The organism is Actinomadura geliboluensis (assembly GCF_005889745.1).
GTDB classification, from domain to species: Bacteria; Actinomycetota; Actinomycetes; order Streptosporangiales; family Streptosporangiaceae; genus Spirillospora; species Spirillospora geliboluensis.
In genome coordinates, this window is sequence record NZ_VCKZ01000434.1 from 1 (window position 1) to 7327 (window position 7327).

General features: G+C 73.5%; 7 protein-coding genes and 1 pseudogene. 5 read left to right on the top strand and 3 right to left on the bottom strand.

What is annotated here, in order from left to right; translation table 11 throughout:
* From ETD96_RS37560 to ETD96_RS47785, 4 genes and pseudogenes are all read left to right on the top strand, one after another.
* Positions 1–325 (top strand): cellulose binding domain-containing protein (locus tag ETD96_RS37560; protein ID WP_171069422.1); only part of this gene is annotated, 325 nt, incomplete at its 5' end.
* A 25-nt stretch (positions 326–350) separates the two neighbouring features.
* On the top strand, positions 351–1853 hold the full coding sequence (locus ETD96_RS37565) for a cellulase family glycosylhydrolase (RefSeq protein ID WP_138641264.1): 1503 nt from the start codon (positions 351–353) through the stop codon (positions 1851–1853).
* A 152-nt stretch (positions 1854–2005) separates the two neighbouring features.
* A pseudogene (locus ETD96_RS48315) lies at positions 2006–2455 on the top strand (glycoside hydrolase family 44 protein); the annotation flags it as partial.
* A 73-nt stretch (positions 2456–2528) separates the two neighbouring features.
* On the top strand, positions 2529–3851 hold the full coding sequence (locus tag ETD96_RS47785; RefSeq protein ID WP_205719648.1) for a cellulose binding domain-containing protein: 1323 nt from the start codon (positions 2529–2531) through the stop codon (positions 3849–3851).
* A 25-nt stretch (positions 3852–3876) separates the two neighbouring features.
* Here ETD96_RS47785 and ETD96_RS37575 read toward each other — a convergent pair whose 3' ends face one another.
* Genes ETD96_RS37575 through ETD96_RS37585 form a run of 3 tightly spaced genes read right to left on the bottom strand, consistent with a single transcriptional unit; the run spans position 3877 to position 6368 of the window.
* Entirely contained in the window at positions 3877–4908 is a 1032-nt protein-coding gene (locus tag ETD96_RS37575) for a cation diffusion facilitator family transporter (protein WP_138641265.1), read from the bottom strand.
* Positions 4905–5309, bottom strand: coding sequence for an ArsR/SmtB family transcription factor (locus ETD96_RS37580; RefSeq protein ID WP_138641266.1), 405 nt, complete (start codon positions 5307–5309; stop codon positions 4905–4907). The genes ETD96_RS37575 and ETD96_RS37580 overlap by 4 nt, the downstream gene beginning before the upstream one ends.
* Positions 5310–5333: 24 nt before the next feature.
* Positions 5334–6368: a DUF6777 domain-containing protein gene (locus ETD96_RS37585; RefSeq protein WP_138641267.1), complete on the bottom strand. Its 1035-nt coding sequence runs from the start codon at positions 6366–6368 to the stop codon at positions 5334–5336.
* Between the two features lie 102 nt (positions 6369–6470).
* On the opposite strand from ETD96_RS37585, the gene ETD96_RS37590 reads away from it, so the two are divergent.
* On the top strand, positions 6471–7256 hold the full coding sequence (locus tag ETD96_RS37590) for a serine/threonine-protein kinase (RefSeq protein ID WP_138641268.1): 786 nt from the start codon (positions 6471–6473) through the stop codon (positions 7254–7256).
* The last annotated feature ends 71 nt before the right edge of the window (positions 7257–7327 follow it).

Below are 7327 nucleotides of genomic sequence, written 5' to 3' on the forward strand. Positions count from 1 at the left end.
GCCCACCACGCCCCCGCCGTCCTCGGACGGATGCTCGGCCACCCTGCGCACCGACAACGCCTGGAACAGCGGGTTCACCGCCACGGTGACCGTGACCAACGACGGCGACGCGCCGCTGTCGGGATGGTCGGCGGACTGGGCGTTCTCCGGTGACCAGCGCGTCGTCAACGGCTGGAACGCCACCGTGACGCAGAGCGGGTCGTCCGTCCACGCCGTCAACGCGGGCTACAACGGCGCCGTGCCCGCGCACGGCTCGACCAGCTTCGGCTTCCAGGGCACGGGGTCCGCCCCCGGCGCCCCGGCCATCACCTGCACGGCCCGCTGACGGACAGGGAAGAGGAGAACGATTCATGACCGGGTCCTCCACGGCCAAGCGCGCACTCCTGATCGCCATGGCCGCGCTGCTGGCACTGGTGTTCGTCCCCGCACCGGGCACGGCCCGCGCGGCGGGCACCGGCTACTGGCACACCAGCGGCCGGCAGCTGCTCGACTCCAACGGGCAGCAGGTGCGGATGACGGGCATCAACTGGTTCGGCGCCGAGACGTCGAACTTCTCCCCGCACGGGCTCTGGACGCGCGGCTACAAGGACATGCTCGACCAGATCAAGAGCCTGAAGTACAACACGCTGCGGCTGCCCTACACCAACCAGCTGTTCGACTCCGGCAGCGCGCCGAACAGCATCGACTACTCCAAGAACCCCGACCTGCAGGGCCTGACCGGGCTGCAGATCCTCGACAAGATCATCGACTACGCCGGGCGGATCGGGCTCAAGGTCGTCCTCGACCGGCACCGCCCCGACGCCGGCGGCCAGTCCGCGCTCTGGTACACCGACGCCTACCCCGAGTCGCGGTGGATCTCCGACTGGGAGATGCTCGCCCGGCACTACGCGGGCAACACCACGGTCATCGGCGCCGATCTCCACAACGAGCCGCACGCCCCGGCGTGCTGGGGCTGCGGTGACCAGAGCAAGGACTGGCGGCTCGCCGCCGAGCGGGCCGGGAACGCGATCCTCGCCGTCAACTCCAACTGGCTGATCATCGTCGAGGGCGTGGACGGCTACAACGGCGACAACTACTGGTGGGGCGGCAACCTGCAGGGCGCCGCGCAGTACCCGGTGCGGCTGAACGTCCCGAACCGGCTCGTCTACTCCGCGCACGACTACGCCACGTCCGTCTACCCGCAGCCGTGGTTCGACGACCCCGCCTTCCCGTCCAACATGGCGGCGATCTGGGACAAGAACTGGGGCCACCTCTACAAGAACAACGTGGCGCCCGTCCTGCTCGGCGAGTTCGGGACGACGCTCACCGACCCGCGCGACCAGACCTGGCTGCGCACGCTCATGGCCTACCTCGGCACGGGCGCGAGCGGGATGTCCTTCACCTTCTGGTCGTGGAACCCCAACTCGGGCGACACCGGCGGCATCCTCAACGGGGACTGGACGACCGTCAACACCGCCAAGCAGTCCTACCTCGACCCGTACCTGCTCGGCGCCTTCGACTCGGGCGGCGGCGACCCCGGCCCCGGGGACCCGCCGGGCGTCTCCTGCGAGGTCGCCTACCAGGTGCAGAACAGCTGGCAGGGCGGCTTCACCGCCCAGGTCACCATCACCAACACCGGCTCGGCCGCGCTGAACGGCTGGACGCTCGGCTTCGCCTTCCCCGGCGACCAGAAGATCAGCCAGGGCTGGAGCGCGACCTGGACCCAGTCCGGGTCCGGCGTCACCGCGAAGAGCCTGGACTGGAACGGCGCGCTCGCGGCCGGCGCGTCCGTCACGGCCGGGTTCCAGGCGACGGGGTCGTCGGCCGGCGCGCCCGCCGCGTTCGAGCTCAACGACCAGCCCTGCGAGTCCTGACCATGGCCGCCAGGAGCAGGACCCTGCTCGCGGGCGCCCTCGCCGCCGCGCTGCTGCCGTGGGCGGCCCCCGCGGCGCGGGCGGCGGACGGGCCGGCGCTGACCGTCGACCCGGCGGCGTCCCGCCACGCGATCAGCCCGGACGTCTACGGGATGAACTTCGCCGACGAGGCGCTCGCCAAGGAGCTGCGGCTCCCCGTGCGGCGGTGGGGCGGCAACGCCACCACCCGCTACAACTACCTCTACGACGAGACGAACCGGGGCTCGGACTGGTACTTCGAGAACGTCCCCGGCCCGGCGCCCGACCCGGCGGCGCTGCCGGACGGCTCCGAGACCGACCAGTTCACCGAGCAGGACCGCCGGACCGGCACCGGCACGATCCTGACCGTCCCGCTGATCGGCTGGACGCCGAAGGGCCGCGACTACACCTGCGGCTTCAGCGTCGAGAAGTACGGGCCGCAGCAGGGCGCCGACGCCCAGTGGCGCCCCGACTGCGGCAACGGCGTCAAACCCGACGGCACCGACGTCACCGGCAACGACCCGACGGACACCAGCGTCCCCGCCGGGCCGCGGTACATCACCGACTGGCTGGCGCACCTGACCGGCAAGTACGGGCAGGCGAAGGACGGCGGCGTCCGGTTCTACAACCTCGACAACGAGCCGGGCCCTCTGGCACGTGACCCACCGGGACGTCCACCCGAAGGGCGCGGGCTACGACGAGATGCGCGACCAGACGTACGCGATCGCGGGCGCCGTGAAGGCCGCCGATCCGGGCGCCAAGACGCTAGGACCGGTCGGCTGGGGCTTCCAGTCGCTGACGATGTCCGGCCTCGACAAGCAGACGTGCGACCGCGAGGGCGGCGACTGCTGGTCGAACCCGCCGGACCGGGCCGCGCACGGCGGCGTCCCCTTCGCCGTCTGGTACCTCCGGCAGATGAAGGCGTACGAGCAGGAGCACGGCACCCGCATCCTCGACTACTTCGACGAGCACCTCTACCCGCAGCAGAGCGGGGTCGCGCTCGGCGACGCCGGCGACGCGGCGACGCAGGAGCTCCGGCTGCGCTCCACCCGCCAGCTCTGGGACCCCGCGTACACCGACGAGAGCTGGATCGGCCAGCCGATCGAGTACATCCCGCGCATGCGCCGCCTGGTGGACGAGAACTACCCCGGCACCAAGCTCGCGATCACCGAGTACAACTGGGGCGCCCTCGGCCACATCAACGGCGCGGTCGCGCAGGCCGACGTCCTCGGGATCTTCGGGCGGGAGGGCCTGGACCTCGCCACGCTGTGGGCGCCGCCGGGCGCGTCCGACCCGGGCGCCTACGCCTTCCGCATGTACCGGAACTACGACGGCGCCGGGGCGTCCTTCGGCGACACGTCCGTCAGGGCGGCGAGCGCCGACCAGGGCAGGCTGGCCGTGTACGCGGCGGAGCGCTCGTCCGACAAGGCGCTCACCCTGATGATCGTCAACAAGTCGCTGACCGACGACCTGACGAGCACCGTCTCGATCGCCGGGCGGTCGGGCACGGCGGCCGGGCACGTCTACCGCTACGGCGCGGACGACCTGGCGTCGATCGTGCACGAGCCGGACGTGACCGTCGGCCCGGACGGGTTCACCTCGACGTTCCCCGCGTCCTCGATCACGCTGGTCGAGATCCCGGCGGACGACGGGCCGCCCGCGTCGGCGTGCAAGGTCGGCTACAAGGTGCTGAGCCAGTGGGGGAGCGGGTTCACCGCCGAGGTCACCGTCGCCAACACCGGCACCTCGCCCGTCTCCGGGTGGACGCTCGGGTTCGCGTTCGCCGCCGGCCAGCGCGTCACGCAGGGCTGGAGCGCGGCCTGGGCGCAGGACGGCGCGGACGTCACCGCCCGCAACCTGTCCTGGAACGGCACCGTCCAGCCGGGCCGCTCCGTCGTGATCGGCTTCAACGGGTCGAGCGGCGGGACGAACCCGCCGCCCGCGTCCTTCACCCTGAACGGCACGCCCTGCCGCCAGTGATCACCGGGCCGCCCGTGATCGGGGGTCAGTGATCACAGGGCGCGCTGCCCGCGTGATCGTGGGGCCCGCCGGCCTCCGCCACATGGCGGGGGCCGTGCGCGTCCTCGCAGTGCACGTGCGCGCCGCCCGCCCGCTCGGCGACGTGGTCGACCTCCAGCGTGGTGTGCGTGATCCCGTACGCGTCGCGCAGCAGCTCCTGGAGGTCGCGGCGGACGGCGTGGCAGTCGCCCTGCGTGTCGACGAGCACGTGCGCCGACAGCGCCGGGTAGCCGGAGCTGACCTCCCACACGTGCAGGTCGTGGACCTCCTCCACGCACGGGCGGCGGGCCAGCCGGGCGCCGAGCTCGGACGGGTCGAGGCCCGCCGGCGCGGCCTCCATGAGCACCCGGCCGGCGTCCCGCAGCAGCCCGTACCCGGCCTTGATCATCAGCGCCGCGACCACCAGCGAGGCGACCGCGTCGGCGCGGGTCAGGCCCGCCGTCCACACCAGCAGGCCGGCGATCGCCGTGGCGATGAACGCGAACAGGTCGTTGAGGATGTGCTGGAACGCGCCCTCGACGTTCAGGCTGCTCCGGTCGGCCCGGCTGATCAGGAAGGTCGCGGCGACGTTGACGGCGATGCCGGCGAGGGCCGTCCAGAACACGAACTGGCCCTCGACGGCGGGCGGCTCGACCAGCCGCCGGACGCCCTCGTAGACGAAGTAGGCCGCGAGCAGCATCAGTGTCAGCCCGTTGAGCTGCGCGGACAGGATCTCGGCGCGGCGCAGGCCGAAGGTGTAGCCGCCCTTCGGCGGGCGCGCGGCGATGCGCATCGCGACCAGCGCCAGCGCGATCGCGAACGCGTCGGTCATCATGTGCGCGGCGTCGGAGATCAGCGCCAGCGAGCCGGAGATCACGCCGATGGCCGTCTCGGCCGCCATGAAGACGAGGATCAGCGCCAGCGCGCCGCCGAGCAGCCGCCGGTCGGCCCCCGCCGAGATCGCGTGCCCGTGGCCGTGCCCGTGGCCGTGCCCGTGGCCGTGGCCCGTGCCCTCGTCCGGCCTGCCGTGCCCGCTCATGCGCCTTCCTCCCCGTGGCCGACGTGGGTGAGGGCGAGGTCGAGCAGCATCCGGACGTGCGAGTCGTCCAGCCGGTAGTAGGCCATCCGGCCGGCGCGGCGGACCCGGACGACGCGGTTGGCGCGCAGCAGCCGCAGCGCGTGCGAGACCGCGGACTCCGAGTGCCCGCAGGACGCGGCGATGTCGCACACGCACATCTCGCCGCCCTCGAGCAGCGCGATGATCACCCGCAGCCGCCCGGGATCGGACAGCAGCCCGAACACCTGGGCCAGCTCGGTGATCGTGTCCGTGCCCGGCAGCGCGGCGGTGACGATCGCGACCTTCTCGGGATCGACCACCCGGACCGCGCACGCGTCGGCGGTTCCCGCGGCGGCGGGCACGACATCTGACTGGCTGCTCATATGAGCAAATGTAGCGCATTGCCCTCAGGAGATCCCGGGGGCCGGCTCCGTGGCCGGCGGCAGCGAGACCGGCGTGCCCGGCCCGCCCCCTTCCGGGGGCTCCGTCCCGGTGCCCGTACCCGGGTCGCCGGACGTCACGCCGCCCGACTCCGGGGAGGTCCCGGGCGCGGGCGAGCCGGTGCCCGGCGACTCCGCGCCCGGCGATTCGAGGCCCGGCGACTCCGTGCCGGGCGACTCGGCTCCGGGGGAGCCCGGCCCCGAGTCCGACGGCGACGGCGTGTCGCCCGACGGGACCGCGGTCTCCGCGGGCGGCAGTTCCGCGGGCGGCCCGTCCGCCTCGCCGGCGGTCGCCCGGGGCCGCTCGAACCCCATCGTCGCGCCCGGGTCCACGAGCACGAACGCGGTGATCGTCCCCTTCCGGGAATCCCGCGGCGCGATCCTGGTGACATTCCGCCGCTCGAATCCCGGCCAGGAGCGGCCAGTATAGGACGCGTTCCCGGTGGAGATCTTTTTCTCCGGCGGAGTGAGCGGATTGCCGCAATTGCACTTCACCGCGGGCACCCCGCGGCCATTGACGAGAACGCCCATTCCGGCCTGGAGGACGGCGGGCCCGCTGGTCGCCCTCCCGTTGTCGTAGCCGTGGTTGGTGACGAGCGTGTCGGTGCGCAGCAGCACCGGCGTCAGCCGCGACACGTAGCGCGGGACGTCGCTGACCGGAATGCCCTGAACGCCCGCCCACGCCCGCGCCTTGTCCGGGTTGGCCTGCAGGAACTCGATCAGCTTCCGCTGGTCGCAGGTCGAGGCCCGCCGCGTCCCGCCGTAGAGGCCGGGGGTGTCGCCGGCCTTCGTGCCGCCCGCCCGCGGCGGCTCCTTGACGCCGAGCTGGTCGGTGCCGGCGACCAGCGTGTACGGGTCGGGGCCGGGCGATCCGACGGTCAGCCGGGTGATGGCCGCGCCCGCGTCCCCGCAGCCGGCGAGCCCGCCCGCCGCGAGCGCCAGCGCCGCGACCGCCGCCGCGGCCGCCCGCCGCCGGACAAATGGTGAATGGATCTCGCGCATGCGTCTACTCCCGCCCCCGGGCTCGCCGTACCTATACTCTTCGATGCCGGGCGGAGCGGATTTGTGCGCGGCGGAATGCTCCAGTTTTCGCGGGGGTGCGAAATGGCGGGCCCGGTACCACTCGACGCCGCAGACCCGACCCGGCTCGGCGGCTGGGAACTGCTCGCCCGGCTCGGCGCGGGCGGCCAGGGGTCGGTCTACCTCGGCCGCCCCGTGGACCCGGCGGCCGGGCCGCCGCGCGTCGCCGTGAAGCTGCTGCACGCCCGGCTGCTCGGCGACGCGGACGCGCGGGAGCGGTTCGTCCGCGAGCTGGCGCTGCTCCAGCGGGTCGCCGGGTTCTGCACCGCGCAGATGCTCGCCGCCGACACCGCGGGCGACCGCCCCTACATCGTCAGCGAGTACGTGCCGGGCCCGTCGCTGCGCGCCCTCGTCCTCGCGGAGGGGCCGCGCGCCGGCGCCGACCTCGACCGGCTCGCGATCAGCTCGGTGACGGCGCTGTCGGCGATCCACCGCGCGAACGTCGCGCACCGCGACCTCAAGCCGCAGAACGTCCTGATGGGCCCGGACGGCCCGCGCGTGATCGACTTCGGCATCGCCCGCGCGTTCGCCGCCGGCGCCACGCTGACCAGCCAGGTCGTCGGGACCCCCGCCTACATGGCGCCCGAGCAGTTCGCCGGACGGGCCGGGCCCGCCGCCGACCTGTTCGCCTGGGCGGGCACCCTGCTGTTCGCCGCGACCGGCCGCGACCCGTTCGCCGGCGGGCCGCTGCCCGCCGTCATGTACCGGATCCTGCACGAGACGCCCGACCTGCGCGTCCTGCCCGCCCCGCTCGCCGAGGTCGCCGCCGCCTGCCTCGCCAAGGACCCGGCCGACCGCCCCGCGGCATGACGAACGGTCCCGACGTCCACCTGCTCGCCGGTTGCTGCCGCTCGGCGCCTGCAGCGCGATCTCCAGGCATT

Excerpts from the sequence above, each read along its gene's own strand:
- ETD96_RS37575 (WP_138641265.1), bottom strand. The coding sequence starts at position 4,908 with ATGAGCGGGCACGGCAGGCCGGACGAGGGCACGGGCCACGGCCACGGG.
- ETD96_RS37585 (WP_138641267.1), bottom strand. The coding sequence starts at position 6,368 with ATGCGCGAGATCCATTCACCATTTGTCCGGCGGCGGGCGGCCGCGGCG.
- ETD96_RS37580 (WP_138641266.1), bottom strand. The coding sequence starts at position 5,309 with ATGAGCAGCCAGTCAGATGTCGTGCCCGCCGCCGCGGGAACCGCCGAC.
- ETD96_RS37590 (WP_138641268.1), top strand. The coding sequence starts at position 6,471 with ATGGCGGGCCCGGTACCACTCGACGCCGCAGACCCGACCCGGCTCGGC.
- ETD96_RS37565 (WP_138641264.1), top strand. The coding sequence starts at position 351 with ATGACCGGGTCCTCCACGGCCAAGCGCGCACTCCTGATCGCCATGGCC.